This window comes from Candidatus Chlorohelix sp. (assembly GCF_037138995.1).
Taxonomy (GTDB): Bacteria; Chloroflexota; Chloroflexia; order Chloroheliales; family Chloroheliaceae; genus Chlorohelix.
In genome coordinates this window covers 79953-96827 of sequence record NZ_JBAXHI010000010.1, presented here as the reverse complement: position 1 = coordinate 96827, position 16875 = coordinate 79953, and the positions used below count along the sequence as shown (strand labels likewise).

Annotated in this window: 17 protein-coding genes; 10 read left to right on the top strand and 7 right to left on the bottom strand. The window is 44.2% G+C overall.

All coding sequences use genetic code 11. The features are described 5' to 3' along the window. Nucleotides 1-255: 255 nt before the first annotated feature. From WCK19_RS07075 to WCK19_RS07055, 5 genes are all read right to left on the bottom strand, one after another. Complete coding sequence (locus WCK19_RS07075) at nt 256-1101, bottom strand: alpha/beta hydrolase (protein ID WP_342396670.1); 846 nt, start codon at nt 1099-1101, stop codon at nt 256-258. 258 nt (nt 1102-1359) lie between these two features. Next, nucleotides 1360-1815: a hypothetical protein gene (locus WCK19_RS07070; protein ID WP_342396669.1), complete on the bottom strand. Its 456-nt coding sequence runs from the start codon at nt 1813-1815 to the stop codon at nt 1360-1362. A 21-nt stretch (nt 1816-1836) separates the two neighbouring features. Beyond that, a complete protein-coding gene (locus tag WCK19_RS07065; RefSeq protein ID WP_342396668.1) occupies nt 1837-1962 on the bottom strand; it encodes a hypothetical protein in 126 nt (41 codons plus the stop codon). 122 nt (nt 1963-2084) lie between these two features. After that, the gene (locus WCK19_RS07060; RefSeq protein WP_342396667.1) at nt 2085-3683 is read right to left on the bottom strand and encodes a tetratricopeptide repeat protein; all 1599 of its coding nucleotides are present in this window, start codon (nt 3681-3683) and stop codon (nt 2085-2087) included. 82 nt (nt 3684-3765) lie between these two features. Further along, entirely contained in the window at nt 3766-4983 is a 1218-nt protein-coding gene (locus tag WCK19_RS07055; protein ID WP_342396666.1) for a hypothetical protein, read from the bottom strand. 277 nt (nt 4984-5260) lie between these two features. On the opposite strand from WCK19_RS07055, the gene nth reads away from it, so the two are divergent. Further along, the gene (gene nth / locus WCK19_RS07050) at nt 5261-5944 is read left to right on the top strand and encodes an endonuclease III (RefSeq protein WP_342396665.1); all 684 of its coding nucleotides are present in this window, start codon (nt 5261-5263) and stop codon (nt 5942-5944) included. A gap of 60 nt (nt 5945-6004) precedes the next feature. Then, entirely contained in the window at nt 6005-6646 is a 642-nt protein-coding gene (locus WCK19_RS07045; protein ID WP_342396664.1) for a tetratricopeptide repeat protein, read from the top strand. A gap of 157 nt (nt 6647-6803) precedes the next feature. Here WCK19_RS07045 and WCK19_RS07040 read toward each other — a convergent pair whose 3' ends face one another. Both WCK19_RS07040 and xylA read right to left on the bottom strand, forming a co-directional pair. After that, the gene (locus WCK19_RS07040; RefSeq protein WP_342396663.1) at nt 6804-7097 is read right to left on the bottom strand and encodes a hypothetical protein; all 294 of its coding nucleotides are present in this window, start codon (nt 7095-7097) and stop codon (nt 6804-6806) included. Between the two features lie 68 nt (nt 7098-7165). After that, on the bottom strand, nt 7166-8335 hold the full coding sequence (gene xylA / locus WCK19_RS07035) for a xylose isomerase (protein ID WP_342396662.1): 1170 nt from the start codon (nt 8333-8335) through the stop codon (nt 7166-7168). A 621-nt stretch (nt 8336-8956) separates the two neighbouring features. Here xylA and WCK19_RS07030 point away from each other — a divergent pair. Genes WCK19_RS07030 through WCK19_RS06995 form a run of 8 tightly spaced genes read left to right on the top strand, consistent with a single transcriptional unit; the run spans nt 8957 to nt 16857 of the window. Continuing rightward, on the top strand, nt 8957-9727 hold the full coding sequence (locus WCK19_RS07030; RefSeq protein ID WP_342396661.1) for a dolichyl-phosphate beta-glucosyltransferase: 771 nt from the start codon (nt 8957-8959) through the stop codon (nt 9725-9727). Continuing rightward, on the top strand, nt 9720-10931 hold the full coding sequence (locus tag WCK19_RS07025) for a glycosyltransferase (RefSeq protein ID WP_342396660.1): 1212 nt from the start codon (nt 9720-9722) through the stop codon (nt 10929-10931). The genes WCK19_RS07030 and WCK19_RS07025 overlap by 8 nt, the downstream gene beginning before the upstream one ends. An 8-nt stretch (nt 10932-10939) precedes the next feature. Continuing rightward, complete coding sequence (locus WCK19_RS07020) at nt 10940-11278, top strand: STAS domain-containing protein (protein ID WP_342396659.1); 339 nt, start codon at nt 10940-10942, stop codon at nt 11276-11278. Beyond that, the gene (locus tag WCK19_RS07015; protein ID WP_342396658.1) at nt 11271-12785 is read left to right on the top strand and encodes a SpoIIE family protein phosphatase; all 1515 of its coding nucleotides are present in this window, start codon (nt 11271-11273) and stop codon (nt 12783-12785) included. Before WCK19_RS07020 ends, WCK19_RS07015 begins: the two co-directional genes overlap by 8 nt. Beyond that, complete coding sequence (locus tag WCK19_RS07010) at nt 12785-13240, top strand: ATP-binding protein (protein WP_342396657.1); 456 nt, start codon at nt 12785-12787, stop codon at nt 13238-13240. The genes WCK19_RS07015 and WCK19_RS07010 overlap by 1 nt, the downstream gene beginning before the upstream one ends. Before the next feature lie 2 nt (nt 13241-13242). Beyond that, nucleotides 13243-13587, top strand: a complete 345-nt coding sequence (locus WCK19_RS07005; protein WP_342396656.1) for an STAS domain-containing protein — start codon at nt 13243-13245, stop codon at nt 13585-13587. A gap of 18 nt (nt 13588-13605) precedes the next feature. Beyond that, nucleotides 13606-13974 carry a response regulator gene (locus WCK19_RS07000; RefSeq protein ID WP_342396655.1) on the top strand — a complete coding sequence of 123 codons (369 nt, stop codon included), beginning with the start codon at nt 13606-13608 and terminating at the stop codon, nt 13972-13974. Nucleotides 13975-13977: 3 nt separating this feature from the next. Next, the gene (locus WCK19_RS06995; RefSeq protein ID WP_342396654.1) at nt 13978-16857 is read left to right on the top strand and encodes a response regulator; all 2880 of its coding nucleotides are present in this window, start codon (nt 13978-13980) and stop codon (nt 16855-16857) included. The last annotated feature ends 18 nt before the right edge of the window (nt 16858-16875 follow it).

Below are 16875 nucleotides of genomic sequence, written 5' to 3'. Positions count from 1 at the left end.
TTGATTTGAAATTCGAGCCTAAATATAGTTAGAATGGTTCGATTTTAGCCAGATTCTTGTAACCGTTCATGGATATCTGAAAAGTTATATTATAGGAACATACCCATAACATTCTATGGTATATATGCGCTTTCCAAGGGGAAATGAGAAGTAAGAAACAGGCAAGCGGTTTCAAACCACTTGCCTGAAAAAACGTTTTTGTGCTATGGGGAGAAGTGAACAAAACTAACAACCGGAAACCACCGTCAGTAGGGATTAATCGATAAAATCTCTTATAAGGTTGTTCAGTTTGGCTGCTCCCTCGATAAACATGAAGTGGCTGCCTCCCTCGCTTTCATTGAATATTGCCAGTTGCGAGCCGGGGATTTGTTGATGTACCCACTCTATAGCTTTTGCCGGAAATATGCTGACCGTTCCGCCGATTACTAAGCTAGGAATGTTAATTTGAGGAATCACATCGCGCCAGTCTTGCGTGCAGTGATTGTACAATAGCGTGGAGGCGTATTGACGCGGAAACTTTAGGTTCAAATCAACAGCCCACTGTTTCAATTCATCAGCGGCGGCTCCTGTGAACATGCTCCCAACCAAACCGGCGCTGGTAGCATCTCCCTCTGGTCCGGCTATTCCATTGCATAGACCAACCAGTGTCGGATGGTCAAAAATTGCGCCTGCCGCTTCCAGTTCTTCCGCGCTCCAATCCGGGTTCGAGGTCACGAAGGCTACCTGATCTATTAGCACAAGTTTTGAAATCCGCTCTGCGCCAAAGGTATCCCAATAGCTCCAAATTATTGAACAGCCCATCGAATGACCCAGCAACACCACGTTTTGCAGGTCAAGCGACACCAATATGTCATGCAAATCCTGAGAGAAACGCGCTATTCGGTAGCCGCTATTGGGCTTGTCTGAATCCCCATGCCCGCGCATATCAAGGCTAATAACTCTATAGCGATCCGAAAGACCCTCGATTTGATGGCTATATTGGGCGGCTGTCTGTGACCAACCCGGAATCATCACGAGCGGTTGCCCCTCGCCCGCCTCGATATAGCGCAAAGTTACGCCATCTCCGGTAGTAATCTCCCCGGTTTTGGTAGCTACATTCATCTTTGTGTCCTCCATTCATCATTGATTGGCAAGTTAAGCAATAAGAAATAGTCCATACATTAGTATATGGGTTTAAGAATAATATCGGGTGAAAACGAATTTCACACCCTGAAAATCTTAATAGAAGCCTATAGTGGCGAAAGCACACTTTTAGAAGATTGTCACGGGCTAATGATACGATTGTGCATATTATAGCTGGGTTTGTGGGTGCGTGGCAAAGTAGAACGGACTGATTTTTCCAGACAGACCGCCTTAAACTTAGGTGCGAAGTAACGAATCAAGCAAAATTTGGGGGTGGGGGCGGTCGAGTTGGTTGCGCCCACTATAGGCAAAGGTGATTTTGCCTTCCGCGCTCACTGCAAAGTCCCCCCCTTTCTGCAATACATCCTCACGGGTTTTGAGGATTTTCTTGCCTTGTGCCGCATATAGGGTATATTTCGCCAGCACGGAGGGTCCGTACACCGTCAGCATTGAGTATTTGCCCAATCCATAAGCACGGTACACTTTCAGTAATGGGTCATTGAGAAAGACTGTCTGCTGTAGCAGTTGATTGACTTCAGGCGTTCTCTTTTCTGCTATTTCGGGCGCAAGGTGAATCTGCTTCCAATACTCCCGCCATTTGCGGAAATGTTCTGGAGGCGCAAATGAAATCACCAGTAAGCGTGCTTTCAGAGTGACCAATTGCTCTATAAAATTAGGCTGATGCAACTGCACCAGATGTTCTGCTCAAGGCATTCAAGCCAAATGCCGCATAAAGCAAATTAATTGCGGTTGTTGGTAGTCTGATAGGCGTATCAAGGAGCCATCCGGCGCGGATAATTGAAAATCGGGCGCGTTTGCACCTATTTTAGGTAATGCCATAATTTTTACCTCATTTTTACTTAGTAGAGCGGATTATAGCAAAGGATAATTGTGAAAAGAATAGAGAGTGTGCCTACAATGAGGTAATTCGCTTATTATTCCTGAAAACTTAACGCAAGGAGTTAATCGCGACGCACCCAGCGGCTACTGGGTTCGATGTCGTTAGCCATATCAAAATAGCGGGTAGCTTGCTCTTTATCGCCTCGCTCGAAAAAAGCAATGCCCAAACGGTAAGTAGCAAGGGGCCAGTTGGGTTTCATTTCCAACGCTTTTTGAAATTGGGTAATGGCAAGGTTGTATTTGTTGCACAATACGTTGGAAAGCCCCGCAAAATACCAACTATCAGGGTCTTGCGGGAAATCTTGTACCACTCGCTCAGCAAACATGCTGCCTCTACCGCAAGGGTCAACCCCAATTTCAGTATAGAGTTGTAGAAGCAATGCTTCCACGTTCAAGCCGGAAATTTGCGCTTTATCGTTCAGTTCTAGTGCTTTGATATAGGCTTCTTCCGTTTTGCTGTACTGTCCTTGCACCATATAAAAGCGTGCTAAATCCACCTGCAAGAGCGGGTCATCGGGGCGTTCTTTCAATAAACCTTGAATTAATCCTTGTGCATAATCCCTAGCTTTATTGACCTGTTCGGTAGAATTAACGGCAGGTTGTGCATGTTGCAACTGGTCTATCAGCAATTGTACAAAAATCTGGCGGGCAAAGCGGTTAGTGGGGTCGGTTTTCAAGACTGAGTAAAGCGTATCCTGTGCTTGCAAAACTCTGCCGGTGCGCCAGTAAATAGAGGCGAGGTATGCCTGAGCGTCCACGAAGCCGGGAGTAAGTTGCAGCACCCGCACCAGTTGTTCTTCCGCCAACCCAAATTCCTCTCCATTTAGCAGGGTGTAACCCGCTTTAGTGCGCCGAACCGCTTCGGCTTCTTGGTTTGAGTCTGCTGGAAGCGGTGCTGTAATTTGCCGTATGCGCTCGTTATATTTGGAGATGCTCCAAGCCAGCGGGGCGTTATTTTGCCATTTACCATCGGGGAAAATCGAAGCGGTGCGTTTGAATTGGGCGCGGGCATCGTCAAAACGCAAGTCGCTTAGTAGCAGCAGGGAATAAAGATAGTTGGCGCGATACGCTTCGGGTGTATCAAAAGAGCCTCCCAACTTTATGGATTCGTAAATGATAAGACGCGCTTCTTGAAAGCGACTTTGCCGATAGTAGTTTTCCCCCATCGCCAGCAACATCCGCGCTCGATATTCGTTATTAGTAACAGCAGTCAGCGTTTGTTCCGCTTGCTCATACTTGCCGTCATCGGTAAGGGCGCGTCCTAGCCAATAGGTAGCGGCAGGGTCATCGGGGTGGGTTGCGAGTACATTGCGTAAATATCCGGCGGCAGGTTGCGGCTGTTGCAATTGCAACAATCCTTGTGCCAGCAATAAACGGCTCTCATAATCGGATGGGTTTTTGCTAACATACTCCCGCAGTCGGCGCACCGCTTCGGTATAATGTCCCTCATAGTAGAGGTTACGGCTGCGGTCAAGCTCAGTTTCAACGGTAGTCAGCGCAGTGCGCCACCACATTACCGCCACAACCGTAAACAGTACCAGAGCCGCACCGCTCAACGCCAATTTCAACCAGTGGGCGTGCCACCACGATAGATGCGGTTCGCTTATCTCCACCGCAACCGGAACTATGCTTCTTTCAGGGTGTTTCGTAAATATCGGCATTTATCTCAGGTCTGTTTAACAAATGTAACCTACGTTGAATTATACGGCATTTATGTAAAGCAATTCAAGGAGGTTTGGCAAACTATATATGGCTGGAAGACACACAGGCAAGTTGGTTATTGCCGCTAGAGAGCGGGACGGTTAATTGTTGGAGGCTGAACTTGGCAATTTTAATGCCGTATAGCAGGTTGTTTCCATCCAATATCAACCCTTTGGAGTTTATACCTGTGCCTGAGCCATCAAGGGTAATCTCTGCCCCTGTACTACATCTGCCATAAATCAACGCGCCTGCTTGCAAGTTGTGATAATTCAGCGAACCGGTAAAATTAATTTGTGTTACAGTCGGCTGGAAAGTAATTGCCTCGTCCGTCCCCGCGTTTTTGATAGCCCATGAAAAAGCCCCGCTTGTACCCCCCGTACCATCATCCGCTTGGCTGGCAACCTCCCATCTTTTTGTTGCTGTGATAAAATTAACTTTGTTAAGAAGTAATTTGTAAGGGTCTCCATGCCAATTACTGTCAAGCTGCACGCTAATAGTAAGCTTATCCCCAAAGGTGGAAGGGGGCGCAGTTTGAGGCGCAATCGTTGTCAAGTCGTTTGCAACTCCATCCAGCGTAAAATTTTTATAAACTACCTGATCGCTGCTATTTATCTCTCCCTCGAATAAGAACGTATGCCAACTATTACCCAGAAGGCACTGGTGGAGAGGGTTAGGCAGGTCTGACCAACTACCCGAATTTCCGTTTGCGTTCCAGTAATGCCATGCAGGACCATGCGTTGCAGAATAACCATCCCACACATTTTGATATTGGAGCGCGAATTCGTATCTTTTTGACAGGTAAAATTTGTTAAAGGTAAATTCCAGTGCCTGTATTACTGAGGAGATGCCTCCTGCATTATCGCAGGTAGTGGCAGGTATCCAGAAAGAAAAGCTTAGGATAAAGCTTTTCGAGTTGGGCTTGGAGAGCATATCATGATAGCAATAAATATTGGCGTAAGGGGAATTGCCGGGTTCAATCGAGCATTCCAAAGATCCTCCGCTCTCCGGGACATAGCGTTTTTGTCCGTAATAAGGGGATGTCGGTCCCTCGCAATACACCCCCCAATCTTCGGCGTAGCGTTCCAGAAATAGGGCGCGGGATGAACGGGGGTTAGTTGGCGATTGGTCGCATAACGTTGTCGCTAGGCGTGTTCCAGTCGGAATGGGAAAATGTACCGAGTATAATTTTACCGTTAAGGTTAGAAATACCATAATTACAATGGTAATGGTAAGTAGCAATTCTGGGAGCCATCGTTTCATTTGCTTATTATATGTGGATAAATAAATTGCATGACTAAGACTACAACGGAAATAATTGACGAATTAAAGATTACTTCACCATGCTAATTATACAACACCCGCTAATCAGTGGAATAAGCTTATTAATTGCAGTTGGCGGGAGAAAAATCCCGGTCAGCCATGTATCTGCTTTCCCATGCTTACCTAACAGTCAGACCCGGCACAGCGTGTTATAATTCTGCGAAAGAAGCGATAATTACCAACAGCCGGAATCAAAGTTGCAGGAGAAATCATAGAAGTGGAAGACGCAGAACAGGAATATTATTCGAAAATAAAGCGCCAATTTGAGATAATTTACCCCCGTTTGGTCGAACGCTACCCTGACGCACATTGCGAATTGAACTACCAGAACGCTTTCCAATTGTTGGCGGCTACTATCCTTTCGGCGCAATGCACCGATGAGCGCGTGAATATGACCACTCCTGCCCTTTTTGCTCGCTACCCTAACCCGCTAACCCTCTCCGAAGCGCAACCGGAAGAACTGGAAAGTATCATTAAAAGTTGCGGCTTTTATCGCAATAAAGCGCGTAGCTTGCTTGGCATGAGTAAAATGCTGGTGCAAGATTTCAATGGTCAAGTGCCGGATACAATGGCAGAACTCATTCGCTTGCCGGGAGTGGCGCGTAAGACTGGCAATGTGGTGTTGGGCAACGCGCTTGGCAAGAACGAGGGTATTCCGGTTGATACCCATGTGATGCGATTAGCTGCGCGTATCGGTTTATCCAAACAAACAACCCCTGAGAAAATCGAGCAAGATTTAATGCGAATTTCGCCCCGTGAGGAATGGGCAATGGTTTCGCATCGGCTCATTTGGCACGGGCGGCGGGTTTGTAACGCCCGCAAGCCTTTGTGCGAACAATGCTCGCTTGCGTCTGCTTGTCCAACCGGAAAGCAAAATCTGAATCTGACAAATCAGCCCTAGCCTATATTGGACCAATTTTAGTGGGGTGGTAACCCCTGATTTCACAAGAGAAAACTACACATGGCAACTAGACAAAAACCTCCAAAACCCGGCGCTGTAACTCGCGGTCGTGATATTCCTGAAGTAGTTGAAGTTAACAAACTATCTTTTTGGAAACTTTTCTGGATAATCCTGTTCGCAGGAATAGTTCTTTTTACGCTCGGCTATGGCGTATGGCGTTTAATGGGCGGTAGCTTCAAACCTCAGCCGGTGGGAGAATGCGCCGATGCTGCCAAACGAGCAGTGATACTCGACCCAATTACCGCTAACCCAACCGATTTTACAGCCCAATTGAAATATGCCGATTTCGAGTACGGCTGCCGCGAGTTTGCTGGCGCGATTACCAACTATAGCAAAGCGGTACAAGTGGCGACTCAGCCCAATGCCGCGGTAACAAAAACCGACCGATTGAAGGCGCAATTGGGTTTGGGTTTTTCCTATTTCTATAATCAAAATTTGAAGGAAGCGCAAGCTGAACTGAAAAAATATCTGGATGAGGAACCCGACAAAACGCTTGCGCTTTATGTGTACGGCTATGCACTCAAAGCGGATGACCCTGCCAAAGCTATCGAACAGTGGCAAAAGGTAATTAAGCTTGTGCCTGCCGGAGACAACCTCGCGGTTCAGTCGCAAAAAGCCATTGACGAAGCAAAAATAAAGTAAGCAAAATGTACCCTGAATAAAGGCAAGGGGGTTTAAACCCTCTTGCCTTTACCTAACTTAGTGATTCACCAGACCCTTGCTCCGGCATTTTGCTAGTATTGGCGAGGGTTCTTTGCGCCCGGAATGGCAATGGCTACAATACGATAGCAGCTTAAAATTAACGATCTTGGGGAAGGCGATTGAAGAAAATCAAAGAATCAAGACCGCCCCTGAGTGCTTGATTGGCAATCGAAAGAGCTTTTGTCAAGTTATCGTAACGTAAATTCAACTCAGGTTTTTCAGGCGCTTTCTCACCTTTACGCGCCACTTTATAAACCTCAATCAGAAATTGTCCTTGGTCTTCCCTATCTAACTGACGATGTAGCGTAACCTTATAAGCGCCATTTTCGGTGAGTTTGGAAACTTTACCGTTTTTCTCAAAACCTTTTAAAGCAGCAGCCATACTCAGCATAGAAAATTTCCTCTTGGCTTACACGTTGGGAACGTATCTCTTAACACGTTCCCATATTAATCTAGGATTTAGCGAATTCCTAGTAACAATTCGATTACAAGCTGGTCAAGTTGTTCATACATCAAGCCCAATTTGGCAATATTATCAATATCAAAGCTGGCGGCTTTGAGCGCCTCGGCAGTAGCGCTGTTGTAATTTGCGGTATCGAAAGGTGAATCGCTACCTAATGATTTCAATTCCTTGAGAATCGCCTGTATTTCAGGGTCTTCCTCGAAGCGATGCACCTTTTCTTTGAGTATCATGTACGAGCGCATACAACCATAGGCGAAAGTCCATACGCCTTCCTCATCTTCGGAACGGTAAGCGTGTGCATCAAAATGGCGAGGACCCTCATAGCCGCTTTCTTCAAGTAGCTTAACCAAATAGAACATGCCTTTGATGCTCTCGCTACTAAAGCGCAAATCTTGATCATAGCGTCCGGGCTTCTGGTCATTCAGGTCAACATGGAATAGCTTACCTGCTTCGATTGCCTGTGCGACCCCATGGTAGAAATTTAACCCGCTCATTTGCTCATGGGCTACCTCAGGATTAACGCCTACCATATTAGAATGCTCCAACGTTTCGATAAAAGCCAGCATATGCCCGGTAGTGGGGAAATATATGTCACTGCGAGGTTCGTTTGGTTTAGCTTCGAGCGCGAATTTAAAATCATAGCCCATATCAATGTTATAGTGGCACAGGAAGTTCATCGCCTCGCGCATGCGTTTAATCGCTTCGCGTGCATCTTTAGAAGCATCAACTTCAGTGCCTTCGCGCCCTCCCCAGAAAACATAAATCTTTGCGCCCAATTCTGCGCCCAAATCCATTGCTTGCATAGTTTTCTGTAGCGCATAATGGCGCACCCGCTTGTCATTACTGGTAAAAGCTCCATCCTTGAAAACGGGATGGTAAAAAAGATTGGTGGTAGCCATTGGTACTACCATTTCGGTATCATCCAATGCTTTCTTGAACTCTTTCACAATCCGGCTACGCTCTTGTAGGCTTGCTCCAAAAGGTATGAGGTCGTTATCATGCAAATTTACGCCCCATGCGCCCAGTTTTGAAAGCCTTTCTAGGCTGCGAATGGGCGAAATGGTATCGCGTACCGCTTCCCCAAAAGGGTCACGCCCACGATTACCAACCGTCCAAAGACCAAAGGTAAATTTATCTTCTTTTGTAGGTGTATATTGATTTCCCATTTTATTTCCTTCCTCTTCACTAGATTGTTGGTCTGACATCATTGTCACCACAATAGCAGTATTCTATTATACCAATTAAAAATAGTAACTATACAGCCCGGACGAAAAGGGGTGCAGGGGAAACTCCCCGCCGGGGTAATAGGGGTGTCCCCTATACTCCCTTCCTCTCTTTCCCCCCTTGAGGGGGTTAGGGGGTGAATAGTTACTAAAAATATAGTTTTGCCGTTTATAAATGTTGCGAAATATCTAGTGTATTCAAAATGTGGTTAGCTTTTTTTTAACACAACCGGGAAGGTGAGTCAACAGCAAAAGACTGAAATAAGGTAAAGGAGAGGCAATATGCGGCGGTTTTTAGTAATTAATTATTATTTGCCTTTGCCAACTATAATAATGCGTAGATTTATAACATCCTATATTAAAAAACATTAAAATTTCACAATATCAATTGTTATAATTGATATGTAGTAATAAAATAATATCAAACACAATGCTTTGTATTATTATAGTTAAAAATGAATTATTGTGCTTAATATAATGGTAATATTATCGTAAATATGGTGTAACATGCTTATGTTATTATAAAATTAATAGTTACTTCTTGGTTTCTAAGGGGCGCAAATTATGAGCTATGATGCCTACGAAAATTGGAAAACAGTTTCTATCAAGGGCGAACCTTACCTCTCAATAGTAATTCCGGCTTATAACGAAGAAGAACGGATTGTGCCTACGATTGGCGCAATAGCCTCGCACGTTTGCAGCTTTGGCTATGATTGGGAATTAATCATTGCTGACGATGGTTCAAAAGATAATACTGTAAAGCTTATCAAAGAACTCGAATTGGCGAATCTGCGGGTGTTGGTAGCCGAAAAGAACGGCGGGAAAGGCAGCGCCGTCAAGCGGGGAATGCTGGCAGCGCGTGGCAAGTACATTCTTTTCGATGATGCCGATAATTCTACTCCGGTAGAAGAACTCAATAAGTTGTTAGCTAAGCTGGATAAAGAGCAATACGATGTTGCCGTAGGCTCGCGGGCGGCTAACGGCTCACAGGAAGCGCATCGTACCATCTTGCGCCGAATACTAAGCGGGGGGTTACGCTGGATTGTGCGTTATATTTTCCGAATCGGTGTGCGAGACACTCAATGTGGCTTTAAGCTTTTCACAAAACAAGCAGCACATCGGCTGTATGCGGCGCAAACTATCAGCGGCTTTTCTTTTGATTTGGAAATACTTTACCTAAGTTCAAAATTGGGCTACAAAATAGCAGAAGTTCCGGTTGAATGGGTAGATGCGCCCGGCTCAAAAGTGGATACCTCCAAAGAAATCCAACGCTTCTTGCGCGATTTGGTCAAAATCAAGATGAACGATATAAAAGGAGTGTATTCCAATGCCTAGCTATAAAATTGCGCTGATAACAACCTTCCCACCCGGCAAAGGCTCACTCAACGAATATGCCTATCATTTTGTCAGATACCTACGCCAGAAACGCGAAGTTAGCGAATTGGTACTACTGGTTGATTACTTGCCGGGTAAGGAGCAATATCCTGAGTTTGAAAAAGACGGCTATGCGCCCACTCGTATAGTCCCTTGCTGGGATTTTGACTCAAAAACTAACGCTTTACGCATTTTGAAGGCAGTGCGGCAGGAAAAACCCGATGTAGTAATACTCAATCTCCAATTTGCCAGTTTTGGCAGTGGCAAGGTAGCAGCAGCATTAGGTCTTACAACCCCTGCATTAATCAGGCTCTCCGGTTTTCCGGTTATCACCTTGCTACATAACATTATGGAGACTATTGACCTAAAAAAAGCTGGCTTTGGCGGAAACCCTTTACTGGAAAAATTAATTCGCGTTTTTGGCTACATCTTCACCCGTTTGTTGCTACTCTCAAATCTAGTGGCAGTTACCATTCCAAAATATGTTGAAATTTTGGAGAATAAGTACAAAGCTAAAAATGTATTGCTGACTCCGCATGGTTCATTTGAGGAGGCAAGCGCAGACCCCGTTTTTGAACCGCCGCCGGGTCCACAACGCATCATGACCTTTGGGAAATTCGGCACTTACAAAAAGGTCGAGCCATTGGTAGAAGCTTATAAAATTTTGCAAGCTAAAAACCATCACGATATGGAGCTTGTAATTGCCGGAACAGACAGCCCCAATTCTCCGGGCTATCTTGAGTCGGTCAAGCAAACTTACTCCGAGGTGAAATCCATCTGCTTTACCGGTTACGTGGCAGAAGAAGATGTGCCTAAAGTATTTGGTGATGCCTCTGTAGTGGTCTTTCCTTATAATTCCACCACCGGTAGTTCGGGTGTGCTACACCAAGCCGGTGAGTATGCCCGTGCAGTTGTGCTACCAAACATAGGGGATTTTGCCGCCTTAGTAGCGGAAGAAGGGTTTACTGGGGAGTTTTTTGAACCAGATAATACCGAAAGCCTTGCCCAAGCTATAGAGAATATACTGGATAATCCGATACGCCGTCTTGAGATTGCTTCTCAAAACTTTGCTGCTGCTACCGGGTTGCCGGTTTCAGATGTAGTAGATTGGTATTTGTTGCACATACAAACCTTAGTCTCAAAAAAACCGAAAGCTAAGAGGTAAAGCTCATTATGGAAATGGTTAGCAGGGTATCGGGGAATATTTCAATTCTTGAATTAAAAGGTCGCTTTGATGCTTATGAGTTGAAACCTGTGCAGGAATGGTTCGAAAATAATACAAGTGTGAGCAACCCAAAGTTGGTAATAAATCTCGCTGGCGTACATTTCCTTGACTCCTCTGCGCTTGCTTCATTGGTACAAGGTATGAAGCGCTCTCGCGATAAAAACGGAGATTTGCACCTGTGTAATTTGCAACAATCGGTCAGGATTATCTTTGAGCTAACCAAAATTAACCGGGCAATTGATATATTCCCAAGCGAGCTAGAAGCGGTCAAGGCGTTCAATGAATGAAGCTTTACAGGCATTACGGGATTTGGTAATGTCGCGCTTCTCTTATTTTGAAAAACTCGCCAATTTGTGGCAGTCAGCAGGTGCAACCTCCTTTGAAATAGTCGGCGGCGGTGAACAAATCATGCGCTGGGATTATCCCGGCAACGCAGCAGGTATTGTTATAGCTCCACTGGAAGTGGATGGCGAGATAATTGGAGAACTGCGCGTTCAAGGATTGGATGAGCAATTATTTTTTGCTCGTTTGGAAGCAGACGCTACCGCTCTTGATAATCTGATTCGATATGAAGTCGAATTGGGGATGTTGACTTCTGAATTGGTTCAGAATCAGGATCAGCTTCTGGCTCTATACGAGCTTTCTAATTCAATGCGCCGTTATTTAAACCCAGAGGAAATTTTAGCCACGTTATGTAAAGAAGCCGCGCGTTTGTGTTCTTGTGATAAAGCGTTTGCCATGCTGTTTGAATCTGGGAAACCGAAGCTGCTGATTCAATATCCTGATAATTTTCTCGAAGAACAACAAGCGCAAGAACTTCACAATAAGGCGCGGGCAAACGACAGACCATTGGTGCTGAATAGCGGCTACAACGGAACAAAAAACTTACTATTTCTGCCCATAACGATAAATAATGCGCCATTTGCCGGTTTGGGACTGGCTAATCATCACAAGGCATTTTCTATGCCTGTTATCAAATTGGCACAGGCAATTATCCAACATGCAGGAGCGCAGCTTGAAAACGTCATTCTATATTCAGAAACGCTTTCGCAAGTCCGCATGCGTTCAGAACTTGAGTTGGCAGCCAGTATTCAGCTACGGTTGTTACCACAGAAATTTCCAAGTATAAAAGGACTAGATATTTTTGCGGTCTCCTATCCTGCTCGTCAGGTTGGGGGGGATTTTTTCAATTTTATCAGCCACTCAAACGGGTCTCTTAATTTTGTGGTGGGTGATGTTTCCGGCAAGGGTCTTCCTGCCGCTCTGATGATGGCAATGGCGCGTATAGCTTTTCAGAATACCTCTCGTTTCAGTCATCTGGTAAACCCAGCAAAGCTGATGAGCCGCGTAAATGAAGATTTGTACGGAGATTGCACAGATCTGTCAATGTTTATTACAGCCTTTTATGGGTTTTATGAGCCTACTACCCGCTGTTTAAGTTATGCCAATGCAGGTCATTCTCCGGTTATATATTGTAAAGCAGATGGCGTAATCCAGTTCTTCGATGCTGATGGACCCGCCTTGGGAGTTTTACCCGTTTCACTATCAGAACGGCAGGAAGTACAATTTGAATGTGGTGATATACTCGTAGCTGCTACCGATGGTTTTAGCGAAGCCTTTAATGCCGCAGGTGACATGTACGGGTATGACCGGTTGTTGGAACTGGTAAAAAATAACCGCAGCTTAACTGCAAAACAACTATCTGATTTATTATTCAAAGAAGTTTTAGCATATGAAGCGGGGGCTGAACAATCTGATGACCGCACCTTGGTTGTTTTGAAAGGTATTGAGTAATGAACAATAGGGCTGAATCGGAAATTTTAATCAAGTTGGAATTACCGGCTGATTATAAATATTTGAATATACTTGGTTCGCTGATAAATGGCATCCTTGAAAGAATTGAAGACCTAGAAGAACCGGAAAACCTCGCGTATGGTTTGCAATTGGCGGTTCACGAAATTTGTACAAATATTGTTGGGCATGCCTATGAGGAAAAACCGGGTTATCGTATCTGGCTGGAGTTTCGATTACTAAATGAACCCTTACGCATCTTGGTAAAAGTCAGTGATACCGGAAAAGAATTTCAAAGTGACATCGAAACAGCCCCAGACCTTGAGAATGCTCAGGTGCATGGTTACGGTCTGTTTCTAGTCGAGCAATTGACCGATTCTTTCGAGTACAGGCGCGATGGTTTATACAATCGCTGGACTATAGAAAAAGCCCTAACAATAAGCAAGAAAGATATTTAATTATGAACATCAATGTTTTTGACATAGTAATCAGAATTGTAACGCTGGAATTAGAAGGACGGTTGGATGCGTTCACCGCCCCTCAATTGCGGTCAAAATTGGATGAATTGCAAAATCAGTCAGTTATCCGTTATGTGCTTGACCTGACCAACCTTGAATTTATGGATAGCGCCGGAATGGCTGTAATGGTAACCTTACTAAAGCATGCCCGCCAGCAAGAAGGGGATGTGAAAATGGTATTGCCAAAACTTGAAGCGGCTCGGCGAATTTTACGCTTGACTCGATTTGATCGGGTCTTCGATACTTTTGAAACCGCAGAAGAAGCTCGAAAAAGCTTCAGCATATAATTCAAGGTGTTAATTACGATGAGTACGATACTAGTTGTTGACGATAGTCTTATAATTCATAGAACGCTTGGGTTTACCCTTAGAAAGCATGGTTTTGAGGTTCTTCAGGCTCTAAACGGACAGGAAGCCCTGACTTTGCTTGAGAAATCTACGATAAATTTGGTAATATCCGACCTGGCTATGCCAAGAATGGATGGTATGGAATTGTTGCGTAGAATGCGCCACGATAAAAATTTAGAGGCAATTCCATTTATTATGTTGACTGCAAGCGGTCAGGATGAGGATAGAATTACTGCACGAAAAGAGGGCGCTAATGGCTTTCTTACAAAACCAGCCAGTAGCAGTGAAGTTATCCAGGCTATTGGCGCAGCGCTTGAACAAAAATAGGAAATGATAGAGCCTCGAATACCTGCCGATGAAGCCGAGCGGCTTAATAGTCTCAGAGCCTTAAATATACTCGATACAGATAGCGAAGAGCGCTTTGACCGTATTGTACGCTTAGCCACTCGCCTTTTTAATGTTCCTATTGCATTGGTAAGTCTGATTGACGAAAAGCGGCAATGGTTTAAAGCTTATTTTGGGCTGGATGTACGGGAGACAGGTCGCCAAGTTTCTTTTTGTGGGCATGCTATCCTAAGTGATGAGATATTTGTTGTTGAAAATGCCCTAGAAGACCCTCGTTTTTTTGACAATCCCTTGGTTGTTGGTGAGCCACATATACGCTTCTACGCCGGATACGCTCTATCTAGTACCACAGGTTATAAAATTGGTACTCTTTGTCTAATAGATAATATGCCTCGCAAGTTTAGCGAGACTGATAGAGAAAACCTGCGTGACCTCGCTATGATAGCGCAAAATGAGTTGAGTCATATTGACCTAGCAGAATTGCTGACTCAAAAGATACAGAATGAGCAAGAACTGTTGGAGAGTCAGCGATTCGTCGAGAGCATAGCTTACACTTTACCTTATTTGCTGTATGTTTATGATCCAGTTAACGATCTTAATCTGTACGTAAATTCTGGAATCGAAACATTGTTAGGTTATAGCCAGCAACAAATTGCTGAGATGGGTGAGGGTGTACTCGGCAAGTTAATATATCCTGAGGATTATCCTTTGTTATTCACTGCTTTGAATAATTTGCAGGAAAGCGCACCCGGCAAAATAGTTGAAATAGAATACCGCATGTTAAATGCCAATGGAGAACTGCATTGGTTCAATGACCGTGTTATTGCTTTTAAACGGGATGCTACGGGTAAGCTTATCCAAACACTTGGCGTTTCTCAGGATATTACCGAGCGTAAAAACATTGAGTTGGAATTACGTACCCAGCGAGATTTTGCGCTAAAAATAATGAATACGATGGGGCAAGGCTTGACTGTAACTAATCAGGAAGGCAAGTTCGAATATGTCAACCCTGCTTATGCGGCAATGCTGGGTTATAAATCAAAACAGTTGATTGGTAAGTCCCCTCTTGATTTTACCTTTGAAGAAGATATTCCCTATATGCAGCAAATATGGGAATTGCGTTTAGCAGGTAAAACTTTTAATTATGAAATACGCCTTTGCCATAGTTCCGGCAACCCTATCTATGTACTTATTAATGGTTCTCCGCGTTGGGACAATGGGAAAATCATAGGTTCGGTGGCAGTTATCACAGATATGACAGAACGCCGCCAAATAGAGCAAGCCTTGAGAACGGCTAGAGATGAAGCTCTGGAAGCTTCAAGGCTTAAATCTGAGTTTCTTGCTACTGTCAGCCATGAAATTCGGACACCGATGAACGGTATCATTGGTATGTCCGAATTGCTATTAGATGCGGGGCTTGATGAGGAGCAACTTGAATTTACTACAGTTATTAAAGATTCGGCATATGCTCTTTTGTCAATAATAAATGATATTCTCGATTTCTCAAAAATTGAAGCCGCCAAACTGATTTTGGATGAAGCACCTGTGGAGATTACAGGCGTAGTGGAGAGCGCCGCAGATTTACTTACCGCAAAAGCAACTGAAAAAAGAGTATCACTCCTTACTTATGTAGCGGTTGATGTACCAAAACGAATTAGTGGCGATGCCGGACGTTTAAGGCAAATCCTGCTTAATTTACTGGGCAATGCCATTAAATTTTCGGATAAAGGCGAGGTTGTAATACAGGTCGTTTGTATTGAGGAAACCAAAGATAATTGCATCTTGAAATTTTATGTGCGTGATAATGGTATCGGTATTTCCCAAAACAAGAAAGATATTATTTTCCAGCCGTTTATTCAGGCAGATAATTCAACCACTCGCCAATATGGAGGAACCGGTTTAGGATTGGCAATTACCCGGCGATTGGTTGAGAAAATGAACGGCGAGATTGGAGTTGAAAGCGAAGAAGGAAAAGGAACTACTTTCTGGTTTAGAATCCCCTTTAAGGTTCTGGAAGGCGCAACTATGCTTGAAAATCCGCTTCTCAGAGGACGCGAGGTTATTTTGGTTAGCAGCAGCCAAAATATAAGGGATATTCTATATCGTTATTTGGAACCGTTAAAGCTCAAAGTTAAGCGGGTAGCAACCGGTAAAGCTGCTTTGGAATATTTTAATTCCATGCCTGAAAATCAACAGGCCGATTTTTGTTTGATTGATAATAGCCTAGATGATATGAGCGGGTTAGATTTGGCTAAGACTATAAAAACTAAATATGAATTAAAAGCCAACCATTTAATACTACTTCCAAATTATGAAAGTCGCCTTGAATTGCGCGATTATTTCAGCGCTGAGTTGAGCCGCCCATTTAAACAATTACAACTTATAGATACACTCGAAGAATTGATAAGAAAATCAAGAAAACAGGGCAAAAACCTGCCAAAAACAAGCATCAGATCCGAAATATCTTATACAAAAGAATTAAAAGCAGGGCGCATGATATTAGTGGTAGAAGATGTAATTGCCAATCAAAAACTCGCTAGTAGCCAATTAGAGCGGCTTGGTTATGCGTCGCACATAGCTGCAAACGGTCAGGAAGCCCTTGTTGCTCTTGAACACATAAATTATGGTTTGATTTTGATGGATTGTCTAATGCCGGTAATGAATGGATTTGAAACCACTCGTAAGATTCGAGCCAATGAAAAGGTTACTGGTAAGCATATACCGATTATTGCAATTACCGCCAATGCGCTGCCAGAAACCCGGGATGAGTGTACTGCGGCTGGAATGGATGATTACATGCCCAAACCTGTTACATTACAGCAACTCGAAAAGTGCCTAAACCAATGGCTGCCGCCGAAAGCCTAGTTTGAAACACCTTAAATT

Excerpts from the sequence above, each read along its gene's own strand:
- WCK19_RS07005 (WP_342396656.1), top strand. The coding sequence starts at position 13,243 with ATGAACATCAATGTTTTTGACATAGTAATCAGAATTGTAACGCTGGAA.
- WCK19_RS07060 (WP_342396667.1), bottom strand. The coding sequence starts at position 3,683 with ATGCCGATATTTACGAAACACCCTGAAAGAAGCATAGTTCCGGTTGCG.
- xylA (WP_342396662.1), bottom strand. The coding sequence starts at position 8,335 with ATGGGAAATCAATATACACCTACAAAAGAAGATAAATTTACCTTTGGT.
- WCK19_RS07065 (WP_342396668.1), bottom strand. The coding sequence starts at position 1,962 with ATGGCATTACCTAAAATAGGTGCAAACGCGCCCGATTTTCAATTATCC.
- WCK19_RS07045 (WP_342396664.1), top strand. The coding sequence starts at position 6,005 with ATGGCAACTAGACAAAAACCTCCAAAACCCGGCGCTGTAACTCGCGGT.
- WCK19_RS07000 (WP_342396655.1), top strand. The coding sequence starts at position 13,606 with ATGAGTACGATACTAGTTGTTGACGATAGTCTTATAATTCATAGAACG.
- WCK19_RS07020 (WP_342396659.1), top strand. The coding sequence starts at position 10,940 with ATGGAAATGGTTAGCAGGGTATCGGGGAATATTTCAATTCTTGAATTA.
- WCK19_RS07030 (WP_342396661.1), top strand. The coding sequence starts at position 8,957 with ATGAGCTATGATGCCTACGAAAATTGGAAAACAGTTTCTATCAAGGGC.
- WCK19_RS07010 (WP_342396657.1), top strand. The coding sequence starts at position 12,785 with ATGAACAATAGGGCTGAATCGGAAATTTTAATCAAGTTGGAATTACCG.
- WCK19_RS07055 (WP_342396666.1), bottom strand. The coding sequence starts at position 4,983 with ATGAAACGATGGCTCCCAGAATTGCTACTTACCATTACCATTGTAATT.
- WCK19_RS07025 (WP_342396660.1), top strand. The coding sequence starts at position 9,720 with ATGCCTAGCTATAAAATTGCGCTGATAACAACCTTCCCACCCGGCAAA.
- WCK19_RS07040 (WP_342396663.1), bottom strand. The coding sequence starts at position 7,097 with ATGCTGAGTATGGCTGCTGCTTTAAAAGGTTTTGAGAAAAACGGTAAA.
- WCK19_RS06995 (WP_342396654.1), top strand. The coding sequence starts at position 13,978 with ATGATAGAGCCTCGAATACCTGCCGATGAAGCCGAGCGGCTTAATAGT.
- WCK19_RS07015 (WP_342396658.1), top strand. The coding sequence starts at position 11,271 with ATGAATGAAGCTTTACAGGCATTACGGGATTTGGTAATGTCGCGCTTC.
- WCK19_RS07075 (WP_342396670.1), bottom strand. The coding sequence starts at position 1,101 with ATGAATGTAGCTACCAAAACCGGGGAGATTACTACCGGAGATGGCGTA.